This window comes from Sinorhizobium alkalisoli (assembly GCF_008932245.1).
Classification (GTDB): Bacteria; Pseudomonadota; Alphaproteobacteria; order Rhizobiales; family Rhizobiaceae; genus Sinorhizobium; species Sinorhizobium alkalisoli.
Map to the genome: position 1 here is coordinate 1,837,060 of NZ_CP034910.1, position 23,233 is coordinate 1,860,292.

A 23,233-nucleotide genomic window follows, 5' to 3' on the forward strand; every position below is an offset into this window, starting at 1 on the left:
TCTCTTCCGCTTCACTGCGCCGCCACCACTTCGACCTCGAGCAGCCAGGCCGAATCGAAAATACCGGTGACCACGACCGTCATCGCCGGCGCCAGGGTGCCGAGATACTCGTTGCGGATCTCCCGGTTCTCGACGGTGTGCTGCCTGTCGGCGAGATAGGTCGTCACCTTCACGACATCGGTCTTGGACATGCCAGCGGCCTTCAACTGCGCATCAACGTTGAGCCACACCTGGCGCGCCTGGGCGTCAAACCCCTCCGGCACGGCATCGTCCGATGTCATCGGGATCTGGCCGCTGACAAAGAGCAGCCGGCGGAAGTTCTCGATGCTGACCGCCTGCGAATAGCCGCCGCGAGGCTGCGGCGCATTCATGGCATTGATATTGTCCCGTTTCATCCCCGACCCTTCCATAACCTACATTCTGAACAAGCCGAAACGCGTCTCCTCGATCGGCGCATTCAGCGCCGCCGAGAGCGACAGGGCCAGAACCTCGCGGCTCTTGCGCGGATCGATGACGCCATCGTCCCAAAGACGCGCCGAGGCATAAAGCGGATGGCTTTGGCGTTCAAAAAGATCGAGAACGGGTTTGCGGAAACGTGCTTCCTCCTCGTCGCTCCAAGGGGTGCCGGCCCGACGCAACGCTTCGCCGCGCACGGTCGAGAGTACTCCCGCCGCCTGTTCGCCGCCCATGACGGAGATGCGGCTGTTCGGCCAGGTCCAGAGGAAGCGCGGCGAAAAGGCCCGGCCGCACATGCCGTAATTGCCGGCCCCGAACGAGCCGCCGACGAGCATGGTGATCTTCGGCACCTTGACGGTCGCGACGGCCGTCACCAGCTTGGCCCCGTGCTTGGCGATGCCCTCGGTCTCGTACTTGCGCCCGACCATGAAGCCGGTGATGTTCTGCAGGAAGACGAGCGGAATGCGGCGCTGCCCGCAGAGTTCCACGAAATGCGCGCCTTTCAGTGCCGATTCGGAGAACAGGACGCCGTTATTGGCGATGATGCCGACCGGCATGCCGTGGACATGGGCGAAACCGCAGACGAGCGTGGTTCCGAAACGCCCCTTGAACTCGTCGAAGCGCGAACCGTCCACGATACGGGCGATAACCTCGCGAATCTCATAGGGCGTCCTCACATCGGCGGGGACGATACCGGCGATTTCGCCCGGATCGTAGAGCGGCGGCTCAGGCGCGCGCAGTTCCACCGTCCAGGGCTTTTCGCGGTTCAATGCGGAAATGACGCGGCGCGCAAGCGCCAGCGCATGCGCGTCGTCGCGGGCGAGGTGATCGGCAACGCCGGAGAGACGCGTATGCACATCGGCACCGCCAAGATCCTCGGCTGAGACAATCTCTCCCGTTGCTGCGCGCACAAGCGGCGGACCAGCGAGAAAGATCGTGCCCTGCCCCTCGACGATGATCGTCTCGTCCGACATGGCCGGCACGTAAGCGCCCCCGGCCGTGCAGGAGCCCATCACCACTGCGACCTGGGGAATGCCGGCCGCAGACATGTTCGCCTGGTTGTAGAATATCCGGCCGAAGTGATCGCGATCGGGAAAGACCTCGTCCTGGTTCGGCAGGTTGGCACCGCCGGAATCGACGAGATACACGCAAGGGAGACGGTTCTCGGCCGCGATCTCCTGCGCCCTCAAATGCTTTTTCACCGTCATCGGATAATAGGTGCCGCCTTTGACGGTCGGATCGTTGCAGACGACCATGCATTCGCGGCCGGAGATACGGCCGATGCCGGAGATCAGCCCGGCACCGGGTGCGTCGCCGTTATACATGCCGTGCGCGGCGGTCGCGCCGATCTCGAGAAAGGGCGTCGCAGGGTCGATCAGCGATGCAATCCGGTCCCGCGGCAGGATCTTGCCTCGGCTGACATGGCGTTCGCGCGCCGCCTCCCCGCCCCCGGCAGCGGCGAGCCGCACCGCCTCCTCGACGGTCGAGATCGCCTCCGCCATGGCGGCGCGATTTGCCCTGAACACATCCGAGGATGGCGAGATTTGCGATCGCAATATTGTCATGGTCCCCCCAGACCTATCCTTTCGCTCCGCCCCGCTATTTCGTTTCGGCAAAGAGCTCCCGGCCGATCAGCATGCGGCGGATTTCGCTGGTGCCGGCGCCGATCTCGTAAAGCTTCGCGTCGCGCAGCAGCCGGCCGGCCGGAAAGTCGTTGGTGTAGCCGTTACCGCCAAGCGCCTGGATCGCCTCAAGCGCCATAAAAGTCGCCCTCTCCGCCGCGTAGAGAATGCACCCCGCGGCATCCTTGCGCGCCGTCTCGCCGCGGTCGCAGGCGGCCGCTACCGCATAGACATAGGCGCGTGCGGCGTTCAGTGTCACATACATGTCGGCAAGCTTTCCCTGCATCAACTGAAACTCGCCGATCGGTTGACCGAACTGCGTGCGTTCATGGAGATAGGGGACGACGACATCGAGGCAAGCGGCCATGATGCCGAGCGGACCTGCTGAGAGAACAACCCGCTCGTAGTCGAGGCCCGACATCAACACCTTGACACCCTCACCGATCTTGCCGAGCACGTTTTCTTCCGGAACCTCGCAGTCCCTGAAGATGAGCTCCGAAGTGTTCGAACCGCGCATGCCGAGCTTGTCGAGCTTCTGGCCGGTCGAGAAACCGGGAAAGGTCTTTTCGACCAGGAAGGCGCTGATGCCGCGCGGTCCGGCCGCCGGATCGGTCTTGGCATAGACCACCAGCACATCGGCGTCGGGGCCGTTGGTGATCCACATCTTGCTGCCATTCAGAATGAAGCGGTCGCCGCGCTTTTCGGCCCTAAGCTTCATGGATACGACATCCGAACCGGCGCCCGGTTCGGACATGGCCAGCGCCCCGACATGCTCACCCGAAATCAATTTCGGCAGATATTTCGCTTTCTGCGGCGGGGTGCCGTTGCGGTTGATCTGGTTGATGCAGAGATTGGAATGGGCGCCATAGCTCAGGCCCACCGAGGCGGAAGCGCGGCTGATCTCTTCCATCGCCACGCAATGGGCAAGGTAGCCAAGGCCGGCACCGCCATACGACTCGTCCGCCGTAATACCGAGCAGCCCCATCTCGCCCATCTGGCGCCAGAGCGGGGCAGGGAAGGCATTGTTGCGGTCGGCCTCGTCCGCCAGCGGTGCGATGCGCTCGGCAGCGAAGCGGCGAACGCTGTCGCGCAATGCGTCGATCTCCTCGCCGAGTGCGAAGTTCAATCCACCTTGAAACATCCCGTCCTCCTCCTTTGGCAACCCGGCGATAATCTCCTCACCCGGGTGGCCGAACCGTGCTGCAATTCAACATGCTGCAGCGGTCCATGATAACGCCGCGCGGCTTTGTCGCGAACGATAACATCGCTGACGGCTAATTTCCTTCCAAAGAGCTGGCCCGCCAAGCACGATCTGCAAAGAAGAACCCGGCGCCAACAGCAAGACGCTGCTCCGCCGTCGCCTGCTTCAGTGCCCGCCAGCGCCCGGGCCACCGATCGTCGCCCGTCAGATCTTCTGTACAATAGGGGAGAAACCAACTATTTTTTGGCAATGGATGCAACTGACAGAAAAATCGTTGGCATACTCAGCGCAGATGCGCGGACCTCGTTAACGGAAATCGGCGCGACGGTCGCCCTTTCCCCCTCGGCGGTCAACGAGCGCATCCGCCGCCTCGTGGCTGGCGGCGTCATCCGCGGTTTCACGCTCGAAGTCGATCACCGGTCGCTGGGGTTCGACGCGCTTGCCTTCGTCTGGATCGCTCTTTCCGCCGACGCCGACGAGACTGAATTTCGCAGATTCATAGCTGGCCATCCGGCGGTCGCGGAGTGCCATCATGTCACCGGCGGATGGTCCTATTGCGTCAAGGTCCGCATGCCGACGCTTGGCGACATCGAACCCTTTCTCGGGGAATTGAAGGCGCGCCGTTTCATCGGCCGCAGCGAAACGGTGATCGCCCTCTCAACCGTCGCGGAAAACACCCTCACCTTACCGGGCGGCGAAGACCCGAAGCGAGGGTGAACATGACCCTCATGCTTTTCGTAAAAGGGCTGGTGCTTGGAGTTGCGATCGCCGCGCCGCTTGGCCCGATCGGCTTGCTCTGCATCAATCGTACGCTGGAGCGCGGCTTCTGGGCCGGCGTAGCAGGCGGACTTGGTACCGCACTCGCCGACGCCACCTATGCCATGCTCGCGGCGGCAGGATTTGCCGCCTTCGCAGCGACGCTTGCGACGCTTTCGGTTCCGCTCGGACTCATCGGCGGCCTCTTCATGCTCTGGCTCGGCTGGCGCGGTCTGAGGCCGACGCCAACGGCCACGGCTGTCGAGGTGGGCAGCCGCGGTCTCGCCCGCATGGTGGCGGCAACCTTTCTGCTGACGATGGGAAACCCGACCACCATCCTGTCCTTCGCTGCGATCTTCGCGGGTCTCGGCCTTGCCGCGATCGGCGACAGAATGAATACGGCGATCGTTGTGGCCGGCGTCTTTCTCGGCTCGCTTGCCTGGTGGTTCGCCTTGAGCGGCGGCGTTGCGTTTGCTCGAGCGAAGCTGCCCGAGCGTTTCGCCGCGTGGACGTCTCGGTTTTCAGGGCTCATCCTGATCGGGTTCGGCGTCGCCGCGCTTGCTTCGGCAGGTGCCGACCTCATCCGCCGCTGACAGACGACCTCCGCCCTTTGTCTCGGCGAACCGCGCGACGGCAGCGAAACCGGTTATGGCGCGAGCAACCGATGGTGGTCGCGCGAAAAATGCTGGGCAATACGGAAGAAAAAGGCATTTCAGCTGCAGAAATTGGCGCGCAAAGATTGCATGGTCGCCGCGATTCAAGCACATTTGGATTCAAGACTACACCTATAGGTAATCGAGTAGGTAATCGAGCTTGCAAGGAGAATAGCAGATGAAGAAGGATCCCAATCCGATCGATGTCTTCGTCGGTTCGCGCGTGCGAATGCGCCGATTGATGGTCGGACTGAGCCAGGAAAAACTTGCCGACGGCCTGGGCATCACTTTCCAGCAGGTGCAGAAATACGAGAAGGGCACAAACCGCGTCGGCGCAAGCCGGCTGCAGGCGATTGCCGACATCCTTGGCGTGCATCCGAGCTTCTTTTTCCAGGAGGACGACAAGACCCAGGCGCGCGAAGCCCCTGCCGATATCCAGGAATCGCAGGAGATTTCCTCTTTCGTCGCATCGCGCGAGGGCATCGCCCTCAACAGAGCTTTCCTGAAGATCGCCGATCCGGTCCTGCGGAAAAAGATCATCTCGCTCGTTGCCGCTATGGCGAACACGCCGGAGGCGGAGCAACTTCCATCCGGGGCGCACCACAGCGAATCCCTGCACAGCTGACGGTCGTCGGTTGTGGCGGCCTGGAAAGGACCGAGTACCGCCGACGCAAGGCGCGGACAAGTCGGGCCACCTCGTGCCTTGCCGTTCGACATCACGCGACTGCCGCATCAACGATACGTTGCAGCATATGCCCGAACCGGCATGACGCCGTTGCCCGCATGAAAGTCGTCTTCGTCGGTCCTACGGTTCCCGATGCCTCGGAAATGGCCGGTGAGGCGCTCGTCATTCGTCCGCCTGCCCGGCAGGGCGACATATTGCGCGCCGTGCGCGACGGTACCACCGCGATCGGCATTATCGACGGCATTTTCGAGCGTGTCGCGCCGGTCTGGCACAAGGAGATCCTTTTCGCTCTGTCGCAAGGCATTGCCGTCCTTGGCGCAGCGAGCATGGGAGCCCTGCGCGCTGCCGAATGCGCCGCCTTCGGCATGATTGGGATCGGCGCGATTTACCGCGAATACGCAGCGGGCGGGACTGTGGACGATTCCGACGTGGCGTTGCTGCATGCTCCGCAAGAGCTCGGCTACGCGCCGCTCACCCTTCCCCTCGTCAACGTCCGGGCGACACTGCGGCGCCTCGCAGAGCGGCAGACCATTTCGGCAACGCACGCATCGGCGATCGAAGACGCCGCTGCCAAGCTCTTCTACAAGGAGCGAACCTGGCCCACCATCATCGCAGGCGCAAGCCTCCCGCATGCGGATCGCGAAGCTCTGGCAGCGTTGCTGCGCGCCGGATATGTCGACCAGAAGCACGCGGACGCTCTGGAGCTGTTGAAGGAGCTGTCTCTTCTGTCGGGAGCGGACGCCTCGAGGCAGGGATGGAGGTTCAATGCGACAAGTCTCTGGACGCGACTTCAGGAAATGTAGTTGACGCTGCGCATTGGACTTAGAGCGTCGCGGCGGCGGTTTTACCGCTCGGGTGGTTCCCACGGTGGTTTAAGATCTTAATTGGCAGCGAAGCAGTAGAATAGACCGTCTCCGCCGGTGCTCCTGAACGCTTCCAGCGTACAGCCGCCACGCGTCGAATGGGACGAGTTCCACGACTTGGCGGCAGCCGAGTCGTCCAAGCCGGTGCGGTCGCTGTGGCCCACGATCGCTGCGCCTTCCGCGCCGCCCATCGTCCAGTTGCCGCACGTTTCCGGCGCCGCCGTTCCATCGGGCAGTGAGCCCGTCAGAATGTCGTGGCGGTTCGGGTTGTCACCGCGGCCGGGGATGACTTCTCCTTTTTCGTTGAGTGCCGTCTGCTTGGATATGTTGTTGCCACCGCCATGTAGCGAGGCAACATCATCGGCAATCCTTTCACCCTTGGCGTTGTACCAGGGTCCTGTGCCAATGCGATCCTTGGCATTCTCACGGTCGGTGGAGAGATAGGCTCTCCAGGTCTTGCCTGTCGAACCACTGGCCGCCGCCAGCGCGCTACAATGGGCGTCTGCGCCCGGAAGGCCTCCGAGGTCCCCGCCCTCGCCTGGGTTGACGCTGGTGACGAAGAAGCTCATCGACGTGTCCTGGGCGCGGGCTGCGAGGACCGAACAGGCTAATGCGGCTGCGACGAATACTAGCCGACGTTTCATGACAACCCTCCCGCGATATTCGAGCCTTCAGTGTATTGTCGGAGTCGGCGGCCGTAAAATCGAAATCTCGTGAGGAGAACGGCGTGCCGCCCGGGCCTTCCAGTATTGGCGAAGAGCGGCACCGCTCTCCGTTGACGTTCGGAACCGAAGAACTCCGTTTTGAATTGTAGCTGCATGACCAACCGTGCAGCAACGGATACGGGGTTGCGATGGCGACGAGGACATCCGCAGATTCGAAAACAGCTTTCGCGTTGCCCGCCACCAGCGAATGGTGGACGCAGCACCGCGGCGACTGGCCGGTCGTCGCAACCGCCATTCACAATGGGCACATGGCTCGCGACGCAGTGCGAAGCCTGTTTGCGCTTTCCGAAGCAGAACGTCGGCGTGAGGAAGATCCGTTCACCGAGTTCCTGATCCGCGACATCCCGAACCGGATCGTCGTTCACCGCTCGCGGTTTGAAGTCGACATCAACCGGGCGCGAAGCGGCGCCGTCTATCTGCGTCCGGAACAGGCTTGGGGCCTCAGGGTCTGGAAGACGGAACCGCCGCGGGATCTCGTCGAAGCATGCCTCGCCATGCACGACGAGTACTATGCGATGCTGCATTCGTTCCTTGCCGGGGTCGAGCGCTGCCACGGACGGTTCGTCGTTCTCGATGTGCACAGTTACAATCATCGACGGGCGGGCCCGGGATCGGAACCTATGCTCCCGGCGGAGGCGCCTGACATCAATATAGGCACGTTCTCCATGGACCGGCGAAGATGGTCATTTGTGGTGGATCGCCTGGTGGAGGCGCTGCGCGCCTCCGACTTTCCCGGCGGCCGATTGGACGTCCGCGAGAACATCGCATTTCAGGGCCGGGGCGAGCAGACACGCTTCATCCACGAGCACTTTCCAAACACGGGCTGTGCGATTGCGGTCGAATTCAAGAAAGTCTTCATGGATGAGTGGACCGGCGAGCCGCGGGGCGATGTCCTCACGGCGCTCAGGCGACTCGTTCGATCGGCCGTGCCGATACTGCTCGACGAATTGGAGGCGCGTCGATGAAGCTGGCGAATGCAAATGCCGCGAGGGGTGCGGACGCTCCGGAATGGCTTGATGAAGCCTTGAGCGCCATCCAAGCGGGCAAAGCCGTGCGCAAGGAACTTGCCGACGGAGGCCGCCTCCATATCGACCGGGCACTGCCCTTTCTCTGCGTCCATATCTCGGGAGACGAAGAGCCCGTCGCCCGTGAAATAGTCCAGGCGAACGCGTCCTATCTGCTCGCGCCCGATGTCGCCGCCGCCACGCCCGTCGTAATGGCCATTGGAAAGCTGCTCGAGCGCCGCTTTGGTGATTTCATGGTGCTCGAAGTCGGTGAGTTCGCCCGCGATCAACTCTTGACCGAGAAGGCGCCGCTGCTCCCCCCTTTCAAGATCGAAGTCGTCGCAGGCAGTAAAGGGAGCATCCAGACAGCCGCGAGAGCATTTATCGATGCCGTGGAGGTCATCCAGGGTAAATTCCGCACGCCGCAGGTCGAGTTCCGCGACTGGCCGGAATACGGGAGCGACGCAAATGACACGCTTGAGGTCCCCTTCCCGATGATGCGCGTGTGCTTTGCACCGATCTACCGCCAACGCGAATCCGGCAATATTTATCCGGAGGTGCGCGAGCGCCTGATCGCCAACGTGTACGATGCTATCCTGCATGCCTTTGCGGCCTTCGCCGAAGCGACGAGCAGCCTCACTTTTTCGACACATCGCGCCCTTGGGAGGAAGGCCTTCGTCGATGCAGTGATCCGGACTGACCGGAGTATCGATGAAGTCGCTTCCACTTTCGATTTCCTCCTGGCAGTGACACCGATCAACGCGGAAGCGGCCTGGAGCGAATTTGCGGCCAGCGACTGCGAGCGCGCGCCGCGCTTCCTCTACCGACCCTTGGTCCTGCAAGTCGATGCCGCGAAAATGAAGCTCTTTTCGATCCCGTTCGAGCACCTCGAGGATCCCGTGCTCTATCAGCTCTATCGCGAGAAGCAGCAGGAGCTCGATCTGCAACTATCGATGCTGTCGGCGCGGGACACCGCGAAGTTCGTTGAGTTCGGCCGTGCCCTTTATGGCCCGGTGGAGCCTGGCCTTTTGCTGACCGCGCGAGATATTCTCGCCCGAAGCCAGGGCGTCGTCTCGGATGTCGCACGAAGGGCCGAACAGCGCGCGGACTGCTATGTCGTCGAAAAGCGTGCGCGCGAGATGATCGCCGAATACGCGCGGCGTTACGACGGCTTCGAAGCCTGCGTCGAGGTACGGGACGACCTTCCCTCCGGACTGCTGGTTTCGGGCAAGAGGCTGTTGATCGCCCGAAGCACCGTCATGGCTGCAGGCCGTGTCGAGCCTCTCCTCAGCCATGAGATCGGCGTTCACCTCCTGACCTATGTCAACGGATCAGCTCAGGGCCTGCGTCTGTTTCGCTCGGGCCTCGCCGGGTACGAGGGCATGCAAGAGGGGCTTGCAGTCTTTGCGGAATATCTGTCGGGCGGCATGACGGGTGAACGGCTTCGTCTCATCGCTGCCCGCGTGGTTGCCAGCGCCGCCATGCTCGACGGCGCCTCCCTGCCGGAAGTCTATCGCGCCCTCGTCGCGGATTATGGATTCCGGAAAACGGAGGCCTTCAACATCGTCCTACGCGTCTATCGGGGTGGGGGTTTCGTCAAGGACGCGATCTACCTGCGCGGACTGCTGCAGCTTCTCGACCACCTGGCGGACGGCGGAACGCTGGAGCCTTTCTGGATGGGAAAAATCGCGGCTTCACATTTCGGCGTCATGCAGGAACTGCACGCACGCGGTCTGCTCGGGGCGCCGTCGGTCGATCCCATATTCCTCGATTATCCGGAAGCATCGTCCCGGCTTGCCAGAGCGCATGCGGGAATGGCTCCGCTCGACATGTTGCAACAATAGGAGCCGCTAATGCGCATCGCCTTTTTTGTCAATTCCATTGAAGGTGAGGCGCCTTACTATACGACGACGTGGCTGGCGCTTGCCGCGCTCGCGCGCGGCCACGAGGTCTGCTACGTCACGCCGGGAGATTTCGTGCTGCGCCCGGATGACAGCATGCTGATCCGCGCGACGACCCTGGAAGGCTCGAAACCGAAGAAGCCGGAGACACTGCTTGGCGCCTTGCAGAGCAAACAAGCGAAAATCGACACGATCGACCTGCGCGAAATCGATGTGCTTTTTCTGCGAAACGACCCCTCCGAAGATGCGGACAGCCGCCCCTGGGCGGTTTATGTCGGCACGAACTTTGGACGGTTGGCGGCGGCGCGCGGCGTCATCGTCCTCAATGACCCCGAAGGCCTGGCGCTTGCCCAGAACAAGCTTTATTTCCAGGGCTTTCCTGAGGCCGTACGGCCGACGACGCTGATCTCCAGGAGTATCGAGGAAATCCGGGCGTTTCTCGACAGCCATTCGCGCGGCGTCGTTCTGAAGCCCCTGCAAGGCTCCGGCGGCAAGAATGTCTTCAAGATCGGCTCCAAGGACGAGGTCAACCTGAACCAGATCTTCGAGGTCGCCAGCGATGGGGGATATCTGATAGCGCAGAGCTTTCTGCCGGATGCCGTCGCCGGTGACATCCGTCTCTTCCTCATGAACGGGCGGCCCCTTGAGCGCGATGGCGTGTATGCCGGCTTTCGGCGTGTCCCGGCCAAGGGCGATGTTCGCTCGAACATTCATGCCAGTGGAACGCCTGAAGCCGCCGCCATCACACCGGAGGTTCTGGCAATCGCCGAAAAGCTGCGTCCCAAGCTCGTAGAGGACGGCATGTTCCTGGTCGGTCTCGACATTGTCGGCGACAAGGTGCTGGAGGTTAACGTCTTCACACCCGGCGGATTCCCCGAGATTGCGGCGATCGTCGGTGTGGATTTCAGCGACGCCGTGATCGCGGCGCTGGAGCACAAGCTTCACATCCAGGAACTCTATGGCGGCCGGGTGCCAAACCGTACTCTGGCGACCCTTTGATATGAACCCGGGACAAGGACGCCAGCGTGAGACCGACGAACCGATAAGGCTGGCCGCTTCCCGCCGCAGATCGGCCGCGAACCGCGCATCTCCTGCGTGTCGCCGCCGATCTATTTCGCCTCAAATTGATGCAATATGCAGAAACGCAAAAAATTTAGGCAGCCATATTGCGAAAATTGCTGCACCGCATAATGATGCGGCATGACTCATCGCGACCTGACCATTCTGGTGATTGACGAGAATGCCATCCGTGCCTCGATCATTGAGGCCGGATTGCGCGATGCCGGCCACAGCCGGGTCAGCGTCGTTCACGACGTCCATGGCGTCGGGCGCGTCATCGAACGGCTGCAGCCGGACGTGATCGTCATCGATCTGGAAAACCCCAATCGCGATTTGCTGGAGAGCATGTTTCAGCTCTCCCGCTCGGTCAAGCGCCCCATCGCCATGTTCGTCGACCGCTCCGACAGCAGCATGATCGAGGCGGCGATCGATGCCGGCGTCTCCGCCTATGTGGTCGACGGGCTGCGGCAGGAGCGGGTGAAGCCGATCCTCGACATGGCGATCGGCCGATTCAACGCCTTCTCTCGCATGGAGCGTGAACTCGCGGAAGCGCGCAGCGAGCTCGCGGACCGCAAGGTGATCGACCGCGCCAAGGGTATCCTGATGAAATCGCGCGGCATCGGCGAAGAAGAGGCCTACAAGCTCCTGCGCACGACCGCCATGAACCAGAATCGCAAAATTGCCGAGATCGCACAGAGTCTTGTGCTTGCGGCGGGATTGCTGGAGGACCCTTGAATGGCTGCCACCGCCGACATCACTCTTGGTTACATGCCGCTGTTCGACAGCGCGGTCCTGATCGCCGCCGTAGAGAAGGGCTTTGCCGGCGACGAGGGCCTGTCAGTGCAACTCGTTCGGGAAACGTCCTGGGCGAACATCCGCGACCGGATCGCCGTCGGTCACTTTCAGGCAGCGCATATGCTGGCACCCATGCCGATTGCATCCAACCTGGGCCTGACGCCGCTGTCGCTGGAGCTTGTCGCACCCTTCGCGCTCGGTCTCGGGGGCAATGCGGTCACGGTTTCGCGTGCGCTCTGGGGGCGCATGTTTGCCGAGGGTGCCGGGCCCGGTACCGATCCGAGCGCCAACGGTACAGCTCTTGGCCATGTCGTTGAGAATCGCCGGGCCGCTGGCGAGCCGCCGCTGCGCTTTGCCGTCGTCCACCCCTTCTCTGGCCACAATTACGAGCTGCGTTACTGGCTTGCGGCCTGCGGCGTCGATCCGGAAACGGATGTCGAAATTGTTATGGTTCCACCGCCCCTGATGGCCGACGCGCTAGCAACCGGAGCCATCGATGGCTTTTGCGCCGGCGAACCCTGGAACAGCGTTGCCATTGCAGACGGCGCGGGGCGCATTGTCACAACCAAGGCGTCGATCTGGCGCCTCAGTCCCGAAAAGGTACTGGGCGTCTCGGCGCGATTCGCCGCGGAAAACCGCCCGGCGCTGGACGCCTTGCTGCGGGCGCTTTACCGCAGTTCGATCTGGTGCGGCGACAGCGCCAATCACGAAGAACTCGCCGCCCTGATGAGCGGATCCGAGCACCTGGGCCTTCCACGCGAAAGGCTGATGCCGATCCTGACCGGTCATCTGGCGCTTGGCGACGGCACCACCGACGCGATCCCGGAGTTCTTCGTGCCGCATGCCAAGGGGGCAACCTTTCCCTGGCAGAGCCATGCACTGTGGTTCTACAGCCAGATGGTTCGCTGGGGCCACGCAAAGCACTCGCCCACTAAGGCCGAGCGCGCACGCGACACTTATCGGCCCGATATCTATCGACAGGCACTGAAGCCGATTTCCGCGCCAATGCCGGGCGCCAACATGAAGGTCGAAGGGGCGCTGACCGCGGCGGCACCCGTCGGCGCCTCCGAAAAAGGACTGGTACTCGGCCCCGATGGCTTTTTCGACGGGCGGATATTCGACCCCGACCGGCTCGACGCCTATCTTGCGAGCCAAAGCTGAGTCCGCCCAACGTTCCCTGCCCCATTTTTGTGCACTGCGCAAAATTTATTCAAGCGCTGACTTATAGAACATCCGAGCTCTGTTTGGCTCTGCCCTATAATCCCTTGAAAATCCGCGATAATCCGCTGGCTGGCGAAACTGGCACGGTTCGTGCATCGATAAAAGCATAGTGCCCCGCGGGGCTCGAAAAAGTTTGCGTCCAATGAGGGGCGCTAAAGGCAAGGCTGCCAAACCGGGATCACGCTCTGAACGAGGGGGAGCGTTGGATTCGGTTTGGCAGCCTTTTCTTTTGCTCCCTGAAACATCGCAACCACAGGCGAACCTCCCATCGCCGCCAGACAGGAGAATAGCATGAGCAGACGTTCCATCGACAGATTCGCGAAGTGTTCGATCGTTGCCGCGATGGTGGCTGGCCTCTACAGCGGCACGGCTTCTGTCGCAGCAGCGGAAATGCTGGAACTTGAAAAGGACGAACTGAAGCTCGGCTTTATCAAGCTCACCGACATGGCGCCGCTGGCGATCGCCTATGAAAAGGGCTTCTTCGAAGACGAGGGCCTTTTCGTCACGCTGGAGCCGCAGGCAAACTGGAAGGTGCTGCTCGACCGGGTGATCACCGGCGAACTCGACGGCGCGCACATGCTGGCCGGCCAACCGCTCGCCGCGACGATCGGCTTCGGCACCAAGGCCCACATCGTCACGCCCTTCTCGATGGATCTGAATGGCAACGGCATCACCGTCTCCAACGACGTCTGGGCGATGATGAAGGAGCACATTCCGCTCGGCGACGACGGCAAGCCGGTCCACCCGATCAAGGCCGATGCGCTGAAGCCTGTGGTGGATCAGTTCAAGGCCGAGGGCAAGCCGTTCAATCTCGGCATGGTCTTCCCGGTCTCCACTCATAATTACGAACTTCGCTACTGGCTTGCTTCCGGCGATATCCATCCGGGCTTTTATTCGCCGGAAAACGTTTCGGGACAGATCAAGGCCGATGCGCTGCTCTCGGTGACCCCGCCGCCGCAGATGCCGGCAACCCTCGAAGCCGGCACCATTGTCGGCTATTGCGTGGGCGAACCGTGGAACCAGGCAGCCGTCTTCAAGGGCATCGGTGTTCCGGTCATCACCGATTACGAGATCTGGAAGAACAATCCGGAGAAGGTCTTCGGGCTGACGAAGGAGTTCACCGAGAAGTACCCGAACACGACGCTCGCCCTGACCAAGGCGCTCATTCGCGCCGCCGAGTGGCTGGACGAGAACAACAATGCCAACAGGGCCGAAGCGGTCGAAATCCTGTCGCGCAGCGAATATGTCGGCGCCGACGCGGAGGTCATCGCGAATTCGATGACCGGCACTTTCGAATATGAAAAGGGCGACAAGCGCGACGTTCCGGACTTCAACGTCTTCTTCCGCCACTACGCGACCTATCCCTACTACTCGGACGCCATCTGGTACCTGACGCAGATGCGCCGCTGGGGCCAGATCGCCGAGCACAAGGACGACGCGTGGTACGCCGAGACCGCCAAATCCGTCTACCTGCCGGACGTCTATATGAAGGCGGCGGAGATGCTGGTCGAAGAGGGCAACGCCGATAAGGCCGATTTCCCCTTCGGCACCGACGGCTACAAGGCACCGACCTCCGACTTCATCGACGGCATCACTTTCGATGCCAAGGCCCCGAACGCCTACATCGACTCCCTCAAGATCGGGCTGAAGAGCGGCCAGACCGTCTCCGGTTCGGAGGTCGTCGGCGGCTGACATGCGGCGGGCGAGCGCGACCTTCTGGGGTGCGCCCGCCATCCCTTGGACCCACAAATTTCAACAGATGAGACGAATTCATGACTCAAGCGATCACCGTAGCTGACCCGCGACTTGCGCGACGAGAGCGTCTGTTCCAGCGGATCAACAGAGCCGCCGGCTGGCTGAACGTGCTCGGCCTCGGCTGGGTGACCCCGATCCTGCGCATCGCGGCCGGCGACAACGTCGCCGAACAGATGTCGGAGATCCGCAAGGCGCTTCTGGTGCCGCTTGCCGGCATCCTGTTCTTCCTCGCTCTCTGGGCCGTCCTCGCGCCGAAAGTGCAAACATCGCTCGGCGCCATTCCGGGGCCGACTGCGGTGTTGGCGCAGGCAAACGTGCTTCTCAAGGACCATATCGCGGAACGGCGCAAGGCCGACGCCTTCTATGCCCGACAGGACGAGCGCAACGCCAAGCTCGTGGCCGAAGGCAAGTCCGGTCAGGTGAAACATCGCATCTTCACCGGCAAGCCGACCTATCTCGATCAGATTGCCACCTCGCTTTTGACCGTCGGCCTCGGATTCGCGATCGCGACGCTGGTAGCCGTGCCGCTCGGCATCGCCTCCGGCCTGTCGAAAACGATCAATGGCGCCATCAATCCGCTGATCCAGATTTTCAAACCTGTCTCGCCGCTTGCATGGCTGCCGATCGTCACCATGGTCGTCTCCGCCCTTTACGTAAATCCCTCGGACCTCCTGCCGAAGTCGCTGGTGATCTCGGCGGTGACCGTGACCCTCTGTTCGCTGTGGCCGACGCTGATCAACACGGCGCTCGGCGTCGCCTCGATCGACAAGGATCTGGTCAATGTCGGCAAGGTGCTGCAGCTCTCGACCGCGACCACCATCCGCAAGCTGGTGCTGCCGTCCGCCCTGCCCCTGATCTTCACCGGCCTGAGGCTGTCACTCGGCGTGGGCTGGATGGTACTGATCGCCGCCGAGATGCTCGCCCAGAATCCAGGTCTCGGAAAGTTCGTCTGGGACGAGTTCCAGAACGGCTCCTCCGACTCGCTCGCTCGGATCATCGTCGCGGTGCTGACGATCGGCATCATCGGCTTCATCCTGGACCGCGTGATGTACGCGCTGCAGTCCGCCTTCACCTTCTCGTCGAACCGGTAGGAGGCACGCGTGACCATTCTTGAACTGAGCGACGTCTCGAAATCCTTTGGCGAGGGCAAGTCTCGCAACGACGTGCTTGCGTGCGCGAACCTCAAAGTCGAGGAAGGCGAATTCATTGCGATCGTCGGCTTTTCCGGCTCGGGGAAATCGACGCTGATCTCCCTCCTTGCCGGCCTGTCAGCACCTGACAGCGGCGCCGTGCTCTTCCGCAACAAGGAGGTGACCGGTCCCGGTCCGGAGCGCGGGGTCGTCTTCCAGTCCTATTCGCTGATGCCCTGGCTCTCGGTTCGCGCCAATGTCGCCCTGGCGGTCGATGCGGTGCATGGCGGAAAATCCAAGGCCGAGCGGAAGGTGATCATCCAGAATTACATCGACATGGTCGGTCTCTCTCACGCGACGGAACGCCGACCGGCGGAACTTTCCGGCGGCATGCGCCAACGCGTCGCGGTGGCCCGGGCCCTCGCGATGCAGCCGGAAGTCCTGTTGCTCGATGAGCCGCTGTCGGCGCTCGACGCACTGACCCGTTCCAAGCTGCAAGACGAGTTCGCCGATATCTCGTCGAAAGAGAAGAAGACCATCATCCTCATCACCAATGACGTCGATGAGGCGATCCTGCTCGCCGACCGGATCATTCCGCTGACGCCCGGCCCAAAGGCGACGCTCGGCCCCAGCTTCGCGGTGAACCTGCCGCGGCCGCGCGACCGCGCGGAAATGAACTCCAATGCCGAGTTCATCCGACTGCGCGCTGCCGTAACCGAATATCTGATGGATCTCGGCACCGAGCGCAAATCCGAGGACGGCAGCGCCGTTTCCCTGCCGAACGTGGTCCCGATCACGCAGAAGACGCCCAAGCTGCCCGATGCCTATGCCCGCAAGGCGCATTCGGCGATCGAGAAGAGCTATGTCGAGTTCTTCGAGGTTCGCAAGGTCTATCCGACGCCGAAGGGCCCGCTGACCGTCGTCGACGGCTTCGACCTTAAGATGAACAGGGGCGAATTCATCTCGATCATCGGCCATTCCGGCTGCGGAAAGTCGACCGTACTGTCGATGATGGCCGGCCTCAACCCGATCTCCTCCGGCGGCATCATTCTCGACGGTCGGGAGATCTCGGGCGCCGGACCGGACCGGGCGGTGGTGTTCCAGGCACCGTCGCTGCTTCCCTGGCTGACCGCCCGGGAGAACGTGGCGCTGGGCGTCGACCGTGTTTATCCGGACGCGACCCCTGCCGAGCGCCGCGACGTCGTCGAATATTACCTGCAGCGCGTCGGATTGGGCGATGCGATGCACCGTCTGGCGGCCGATCTGTCGAACGGCATGAAACAGCGGGTCGGCATCGCCCGCGCCTTCGCGCTGTCACCGAAGCTGCTGTTGCTCGATGAGCCCTTCGGCATGCTGGACAGCCTGACCCGCTGGGAACTCCAGGAAGTGCTGATGGATGTGTGGAAGCGCACGCAGGTGACGGCGATCTGCGTTACCCACGACGTCGACGAGGCCATCCTGCTCGCCGACCGAGTGGTGATGATGTCGAATGGGCCGAACGCCCGGATCGGCAATATCATGGAGGTCAACCTGCCGCGACCCCGCTCGCGCAAGGAGCTCCTGTCACATCCCGATTACTACGCCTATCGCGAGGAACTCCTGGACTTCCTCGAGGCCTATGAAGGCGGCGCAAACCCCGCTCCCGAGCATCTCGAAGCGATCCGGGCAAAGCGCGCCGCCCGAACGATGCTGTCCGCCCAAACCCTCAAGACACAAGCCGCGGAGTGATGGAATGACCGAGAAACTGGTGATCGTTGGCAATGGCATGGCGCCGGGGCGCATGCTGGAAGAGCTCTTCGAAAAGGCGTCTGGGCGCTACGACGTGACGATCTTCAACGCCGAGCCGCGCGTCAATTACGACCGCATCATGCTCTCGCCGGTGCTCTCCGGCGAAAAGGAATATGAAGAGATCATCATTCATGGCGACGGGTGGTACATCAAGCATGGCATTACGCTCTACAAGGGCCACAAGATCATCGCGATCGACCGCGCTGCCAAGACGGTGACGTCCGACCACGGCGTCACGGAAAGCTACGACAAACTGGTGATCGCCACCGGCTCGGTGCCCTTCATCATTCCGGTGCCCGGGAAAGACCTACAGGGCGTGATCACCTACCGCGATCTCGACGACGTTCAGGCGATGCTGCTTGCGGCCCAATCGCGCGAAAAGGCAGTCGTCATCGGCGGCGGTTTGCTTGGCCTCGAGGCGGCGGCCGGTCTCAAGTCGCGTGGTATGGACGTGACCGTGCTGCATGTGATGCCGACGCTGATGGAACGCCAACTCGACCCGGCCGCCGGCTATCTGCTGCAGAAGGCCGTCGAGGAGCGCGGCATCAAGGTCCTCACGAGGGCGAACACCAAGCGCATCCATGGCGAGACCAGGGTCGAGGGCATCGAACTCGAAGATGGCCGGATCATTCCGGCGACGCTGGTGGTGATGGCGGTCGGCATTCGGCCGAATGTCGGGCTTGCCAAGGAAGCGGGCCTCGCCATCAATCGCGGCATCGTCGTCGACGCCGGCATGCAGACCTCCGACGGAAGCATCATGGCACTTGGCGAATGCGCCGAGGTCGGCGGCATGGTCTATGGCTTGGTGGCGCCGCTCTACGAAATGGCGCGGGTAGCCGCATCCCATCTCGCCGGGGACCGCAGTGCCGCCTTCGTGCATTCCGATACACCGACCAAGCTGAAGGTGACGGGTATCAATCTCTATTCGGTCGGCGACTTCGCCGATGGCGACGGACGCGAAGAGATCGTGCTGCGCGATGCCACCGCCGGCATCTACAAGCGGCTCGTGCTGAAGGACAACCGCATCATCGGCACGGTGCTCTATGGAGAGACCGCCGATGGCGCCTGGTTCAACGACCTGTTGAAGCGTGGCACCGATATCTCCGAAATGCGCGATACCCTGATCTTCGGCCAGGCCTATCAGGGAGGATCCCCGCTGGACCCTACGGCGGCCGTTGCAGCCTTGCCGGATGATGCGGAAATCTGCGGCTGCAACGGCGTCTGCAAGGGCAAGATCGTCTCGACCATCACGGGCAAGGGTTTAACCTCGCTCGACGAGGTGCGTGCCCACACCAAGGCGTCTGCGTCGTGCGGCTCCTGTACGGGGCTGGTCGAACAGCTGATGTCCGCCACGCTCGGCGCTGCTTACAACCCGGCCGCGGTGCAGCCGATGTGCGGCTGCACCGATCTCGGACACGACGACGTGCGCCGCCTCATCAAGGCGAAGAAGCTGAAGACCATTCCCGCCGTGATGCAGGAGCTCGAGTGGAAGACCTCCTGCGGCTGCGCCAAATGTCGCCCGGCGCTCAACTATTACCTCGTCTGCGATTGGCCGGACGAATATGCCGACGACTACCAGTCGCGCTTCATCAACGAGCGCGTCCACGCCAATATCCAGAAGGACGGCACCTATTCGGTGGTGCCGCGCATGTGGGGCGGGGTTACGAACTCCAAGGAACTGCGCGCTATCGCGGACGTCGTCGACAAGTTCAATGTGCCGATGGTCAAGGTGACCGGCGGGCAGCGCATCGACCTGCTCGGCATCGAGAAGGAAAACCTGCCGGCCGTCTGGGCGGATCTCGGCAAAGCGGGCTTCGTCTCCGGTCAGGCCTATGCCAAGGGTCTGAGAACGGTGAAGACCTGCGTCGGCTCCGACTGGTGCCGCTTCGGCACCCAGGATTCGACCGGCCTCGGCATCCGCATCGAGAAGTTCATGTGGGGCTCCTGGACACCGGCCAAGGTCAAGATGGCCGTCTCCGGCTGCCCGCGCAATTGTGCGGAAGCGACCTGCAAGGACGTCGGTGTGATCTGCGTCGACTCCGGCTACGAAATCCACTTCGCCGGGGCGGCGGGGCTCGACATCAAAGGCACCGAGGTCCTGGGATTGGTCAAGACCGAGGATGAGGCGCTCGAACATATCGTGGCGCTCACGCAGATGTATCGCGAGCAGGCCCGCTACCTCGAGCGCATCTACAAATGGGCCAAGCGCATCGGCCTCGACGAGATCCGCCGGCAGATCATGGAAGATGCGGAAAAGCGGAAAGCCTATTTCGACCGCTTCGTCTTCAGCCAGAAGTTCGCCCAGGTCGACCCCTGGTCGGAGCGCGTCTCCGGCAAGGACAAGCACGAATTCAAGCCGATGGCCGTCATCCAGAAGGAAGCAGCGGAATGAACGCTTATAATCTTGCAACCGAAGCCGCGTGGATTCTGGTCGGCACCGTCGACGACATCCCACGCCAGGGTTCGCGCCGCGTCCGCAATGGCGAAACAAAGATCGCGGTCTTCAGGACAATCGATGACCGGATTTTCGCATTGGAAGACAAGTGCCCGCACAAGAACGGGCCACTCAGCGAGGGGATCGTACATGACGGTTGCGTCACATGTCCGCTCCACAACTGGGTGATTTCGCTCGAAACCGGGGAGGCCCAAGGCGCGGACGACGGAAGGACATCAACCTTCCCGGTCCGGATCGAGGGTCGGGAAATCTACCTCGACCTGACAACCAATTTTGCAGCTCGCTGAGTCGCTGCCGAACGCGAAAAGGAACCGCGATGTCCTACGTAGCTCCCCAGGAATTCGCCACCAAGATGATAGATGCGGGCGAGTCCAAAGTCTTCATGTCCACAAAGGACACACTGATCCGCGCCTACATGGCCGGTGCCATCCTCGCGCTTGCCGCAGCATTCGCGGTCACGATCACCGTCAACACGGGAGAGCCGCTGATCGGCGCCTTGCTCTTTCCGGTCGGCTTCTGTCTGCTTTACCTCATGGGCTTCGACCTACTGACCGGCGTCTTCACGCTGGCGCCCTTGGCGCTCATCGCCAAGCGTCCGGGCGTGACGATCGGCGGTATTTTACGGAACTGGGGTCTGGTTTTCGTCGGTAATTTTGCCGGCGCGCTGACGACCGCCGTGTTCATGGCGATTATCTTCACCATGGGCTTTTCGCAGGAACCCAATGCGGTCGGGCAGAAGATCGGTTCGATTGGTGAATCGCGTACGCTGGGCTACGCCGCTGCCGGGGCCGCTGGTATGCTGACGCTCTTCATCCGGGCAGTCATGTGCAACTGGATGGTTTCGACCGGCGTCGTCGCGGCCATGATGTCGAACTCGGTTTCCGGCAAGGTCATCGCCATGTGGATGCCGATCCTGGTCTTCTTCTATCTCGGTTTCGAGCACTCGATCGTCAACATGTATCTCTTCCCATCGGGCATCATGCTCGGCGGCCAGTTCACCTGGATGGACTATTTCCTCTGGAATGAAATCCCGACGGTGGCAGGCAATCTCGTCGGCGGCATTACCTTCGTCGGTGGGATGATCTACGCGACCCATTACAAGACCTCGCCGAGCCGCAATTCGACCGAAAAGCCCGCCACGCGCCTTGTTGCCGCCGAATAAACTGACACAGCAGTTATCTGGTCCCGCCTCGCGGCGGGACCGTTTCCTTTTTGGGAAGGTTTGATGCTGAAGTCGCTCACCCCGGGCAAACTCACGGTTGATCTCGGCCAGTACTCGTCGGCGGGTCGCAAGACGATCAATCAGGATTTCCATGGCGCCATCGTTCCGGACGGTGCCGCCCTCACGGTGAAGGGCATCGCTCTTGCCATTGCCGATGGCATTTCCTCGAGCCCGGTCAGCCATATCGCCGCGGAGACAGCGGTCAAGAGCTTCCTGACCGACTATTACTGCACCTCCGATGCCTGGACGGTCAAAACCGCCGCAAGCCGCGTGATCGACGCGACCAATTCATGGCTCAGTGCCCAGAACCGGGGCCTCGAAGATCGCGATCACGCCCATGTGACAACGTTTTCGGCGCTCGTTCTGAAGGGCCGGAGGGCTCATCTCTTCCATGTCGGCGACAGCCGCATCTGGCGGCTTTCCGGCCGCAGCCTTGAGCCGCTGACGACCGATCATCGCCTGGCGCCTTCACATGGCGAGAGCTATCTGGGCAGAGCGCTTGGATTGCTCCCCTCCGTCGAGATCGACTATCGCCGGCTGGATCTCCAGCCCGGGGACGTCTTCGTGCTGACTACCGACGGCGTTCACGACAGCGTTTCTCTCCGGACTATTGCCGCATGCATCACTTCGAACGCGGACCTTTCCGCCGCAGCGGCCGCTATTGCAACGTCGGCCCATGAAGCGGGAAGCAGCGACAATCTGACGATTCAGATCGTCCGGATCGAGGGCCTGCCTGAAGACGACCTGGAGCCGGTCTTTGACAAGGCAGATTCGTTGCCCCCGGCGCCATTGCCTCGCGTGCCCTGTGAGTTCGAGGGCTACCAGCTTCACCGGCAGATCCACGCGAGCCACCGCAGCCATATCTTTCTGGCCACCGAACCGGAAACGGGTGAGCGCGTGGCTCTGAAGTTTACATCGGCTGACATGCGCGAAGACGAAAACTACCTTCGGCGCTTCGCGATGGAGGAATGGATCGCGCGCCGCCTCTCGAGCGTGCACGTCTTGAAGAGTCGGCAGCCGCTAAAGCCACGCAGATTCCTCTACCTGGTTACCGAATTCGTCGAAGGCGAGACCCTGGCTCAATGGATGGCAGACCGGCCGCAAGCCGATCTCCGCGCTGTGCGCGATATCATCGGCCAGATTGCTGACGGTCTTCGCGCGCTCCACCGCAAGGAAATCATCCATCAGGACTTGCGCCCCGAGAACCTCATGATCGATCGGAGCGGGACCGTGAAAATCATCGACTTCGGTTCGGCCTTGGTGGCTGGCCTCAACGAGGCAGCGCCAGGGATCGACCGCGGCGACATACTCGGCACAGTCCAATATGCGGCCCCGGAATATTTCGTGGGGGACCATGGGAGCGAGCAATCCGACCTCTATTCGGTCGGCGTGATCGCCTACCAGATGCTGACCGGTCGTCTGCCTTATGGCGCGGCAGTCGCGCGGACTCGCAATCGGCGACAGCAACAGAAGCTGCGCTTCAGCAGCTTGCGGCAAATCCGCCCGGATGTGCCGGATTGGGTGGAGGGGGCGATCCGCAAGGCGGTCCATCCCGATCCCGCCAAGCGGTATCAGGTGTTATCGGAGTTCGTGTACGACCTCTCGCATCCGAACCCAAACATGGTCGCGACTAATCCGCAGTCCCTGATGGATCGCAACCCTCTGTTGTTCTGGAAGTGCCTGACCGTCCTCTTGAGCCTGGTGACCATAGGACTGCTCCTGAAAGACTTCGGTTAAGGCATATTGCCTATTTTGTAGGCATAAAATGCAAACTATTAAATCTTGTGCACTCGCGTTTTTTTTGCCAGTATAGGCAGGCAGTCAGGCGGCTCCATCGCCTTGGCCCTTCTTAGAAACGGTGCATCCGCAACGGAGCGGCCCCACCGCCAGCCTTACATCCAGGCGCCAGCATCGACGCTGTGTAACTCATCCAACTCCCTCA

General features: G+C 62.0%; 20 protein-coding genes. 16 read left to right on the forward strand and 4 right to left on the reverse strand.

All coding sequences use genetic code 11. The features are described 5' to 3' along the window. Positions 1-11: 11 nt before the first annotated feature. Genes EKH55_RS26350 through EKH55_RS26360 form a run of 3 tightly spaced genes read right to left on the reverse strand, consistent with a single transcriptional unit; the run spans position 12 to position 3,219 of the window. Entirely contained in the window at positions 12-395 is a 384-nt protein-coding gene (locus EKH55_RS26350) for a RidA family protein (RefSeq protein ID WP_069457176.1), read from the reverse strand. An 18-nt stretch (positions 396-413) separates the two neighbouring features. Beyond that, positions 414-2,021, reverse strand: coding sequence for a carboxyl transferase domain-containing protein (locus tag EKH55_RS26355; protein ID WP_069457175.1), 1,608 nt, complete (start codon positions 2,019-2,021; stop codon positions 414-416). 34 nt (positions 2,022-2,055) lie between these two features. Further along, entirely contained in the window at positions 2,056-3,219 is a 1,164-nt protein-coding gene (locus EKH55_RS26360) for an isovaleryl-CoA dehydrogenase (RefSeq protein ID WP_151613769.1), read from the reverse strand. 309 nt (positions 3,220-3,528) lie between these two features. Here EKH55_RS26360 and EKH55_RS26365 point away from each other — a divergent pair, with 309 nt between their 5' ends. The 4 genes from EKH55_RS26365 to EKH55_RS26380 all read left to right on the forward strand — a co-directional run bounded on the left by EKH55_RS26365 (position 3,529) and on the right by EKH55_RS26380 (position 6,176). Beyond that, positions 3,529-3,996, forward strand: a complete 468-nt coding sequence (locus tag EKH55_RS26365; protein ID WP_151613970.1) for an Lrp/AsnC family transcriptional regulator — start codon at positions 3,529-3,531, stop codon at positions 3,994-3,996. 2 nt (positions 3,997-3,998) lie between these two features. Continuing rightward, entirely contained in the window at positions 3,999-4,628 is a 630-nt protein-coding gene (locus EKH55_RS26370; RefSeq protein WP_192803830.1) for a LysE family translocator, read from the forward strand. A gap of 238 nt (positions 4,629-4,866) precedes the next feature. After that, the gene (locus EKH55_RS26375) at positions 4,867-5,313 is read left to right on the forward strand and encodes a helix-turn-helix domain-containing protein (RefSeq protein ID WP_071019533.1); all 447 of its coding nucleotides are present in this window, start codon (positions 4,867-4,869) and stop codon (positions 5,311-5,313) included. Between the two features lie 158 nt (positions 5,314-5,471). Then, positions 5,472-6,176: a TfuA-like protein gene (locus EKH55_RS26380; protein ID WP_151613770.1), complete on the forward strand. Its 705-nt coding sequence runs from the start codon at positions 5,472-5,474 to the stop codon at positions 6,174-6,176. 77 nt (positions 6,177-6,253) lie between these two features. Here the strand turns inward: EKH55_RS26380 and EKH55_RS26385 are convergent, their stop codons facing one another. Then, positions 6,254-6,880 carry a hypothetical protein gene (locus EKH55_RS26385; protein ID WP_069457169.1) on the reverse strand — a complete coding sequence of 209 codons (627 nt, stop codon included), beginning with the start codon at positions 6,878-6,880 and terminating at the stop codon, positions 6,254-6,256. Positions 6,881-7,089: 209 nt separating this feature from the next. On the opposite strand from EKH55_RS26385, the gene EKH55_RS26390 reads away from it, so the two are divergent. From EKH55_RS26390 to EKH55_RS26445, 12 genes are all read left to right on the forward strand, one after another. Further along, positions 7,090-7,926, forward strand: coding sequence for an N-formylglutamate amidohydrolase (locus tag EKH55_RS26390; RefSeq protein WP_151613771.1), 837 nt, complete (start codon positions 7,090-7,092; stop codon positions 7,924-7,926). After that, the gene (locus EKH55_RS26395) at positions 7,923-9,809 is read left to right on the forward strand and encodes a flavohemoglobin expression-modulating QEGLA motif protein (protein ID WP_151613772.1); all 1,887 of its coding nucleotides are present in this window, start codon (positions 7,923-7,925) and stop codon (positions 9,807-9,809) included. Before EKH55_RS26390 ends, EKH55_RS26395 begins: the two co-directional genes overlap by 4 nt. Positions 9,810-9,818: 9 nt before the next feature. Next, on the forward strand, positions 9,819-10,865 hold the full coding sequence (locus EKH55_RS26400) for a glutathione synthase (RefSeq protein ID WP_151613773.1): 1,047 nt from the start codon (positions 9,819-9,821) through the stop codon (positions 10,863-10,865). 201 nt (positions 10,866-11,066) lie between these two features. Further along, positions 11,067-11,660: an ANTAR domain-containing response regulator gene (locus tag EKH55_RS26405; RefSeq protein ID WP_069457165.1), complete on the forward strand. Its 594-nt coding sequence runs from the start codon at positions 11,067-11,069 to the stop codon at positions 11,658-11,660. Beyond that, complete coding sequence (locus EKH55_RS26410) at positions 11,661-12,881, forward strand: CmpA/NrtA family ABC transporter substrate-binding protein (protein ID WP_151613774.1); 1,221 nt, start codon at positions 11,661-11,663, stop codon at positions 12,879-12,881. Between the two features lie 402 nt (positions 12,882-13,283). After that, on the forward strand, positions 13,284-14,633 hold the full coding sequence (locus EKH55_RS26415; protein ID WP_069457199.1) for a CmpA/NrtA family ABC transporter substrate-binding protein: 1,350 nt from the start codon (positions 13,284-13,286) through the stop codon (positions 14,631-14,633). Positions 14,634-14,713: 80 nt separating this feature from the next. Further along, a complete protein-coding gene (locus EKH55_RS26420) occupies positions 14,714-15,787 on the forward strand; it encodes an ABC transporter permease (RefSeq protein WP_069457163.1) in 1,074 nt (357 codons plus the stop codon). Between the two features lie 9 nt (positions 15,788-15,796). Next, positions 15,797-17,554 (forward strand): ABC transporter ATP-binding protein, encoded by a 1,758-nt coding sequence (locus tag EKH55_RS26425; RefSeq protein ID WP_151613775.1) that lies wholly within the window; start codon positions 15,797-15,799, stop codon positions 17,552-17,554. Positions 17,555-17,558: 4 nt separating this feature from the next. Then, a complete protein-coding gene (gene nirB, locus EKH55_RS26430) occupies positions 17,559-20,006 on the forward strand; it encodes a nitrite reductase large subunit NirB (RefSeq protein ID WP_151613776.1) in 2,448 nt (815 codons plus the stop codon). Further along, complete coding sequence (gene nirD / locus EKH55_RS26435; protein ID WP_151613777.1) at positions 20,003-20,356, forward strand: nitrite reductase small subunit NirD; 354 nt, start codon at positions 20,003-20,005, stop codon at positions 20,354-20,356. Before nirB ends, nirD begins: the two co-directional genes overlap by 4 nt. Before the next feature lie 29 nt (positions 20,357-20,385). Next, the gene (locus tag EKH55_RS26440) at positions 20,386-21,231 is read left to right on the forward strand and encodes a formate/nitrite transporter family protein (protein WP_151613778.1); all 846 of its coding nucleotides are present in this window, start codon (positions 20,386-20,388) and stop codon (positions 21,229-21,231) included. 63 nt (positions 21,232-21,294) lie between these two features. Then, positions 21,295-23,028: a bifunctional protein-serine/threonine kinase/phosphatase gene (locus EKH55_RS26445; protein WP_151613779.1), complete on the forward strand. Its 1,734-nt coding sequence runs from the start codon at positions 21,295-21,297 to the stop codon at positions 23,026-23,028. The last annotated feature ends 205 nt before the right edge of the window (positions 23,029-23,233 follow it).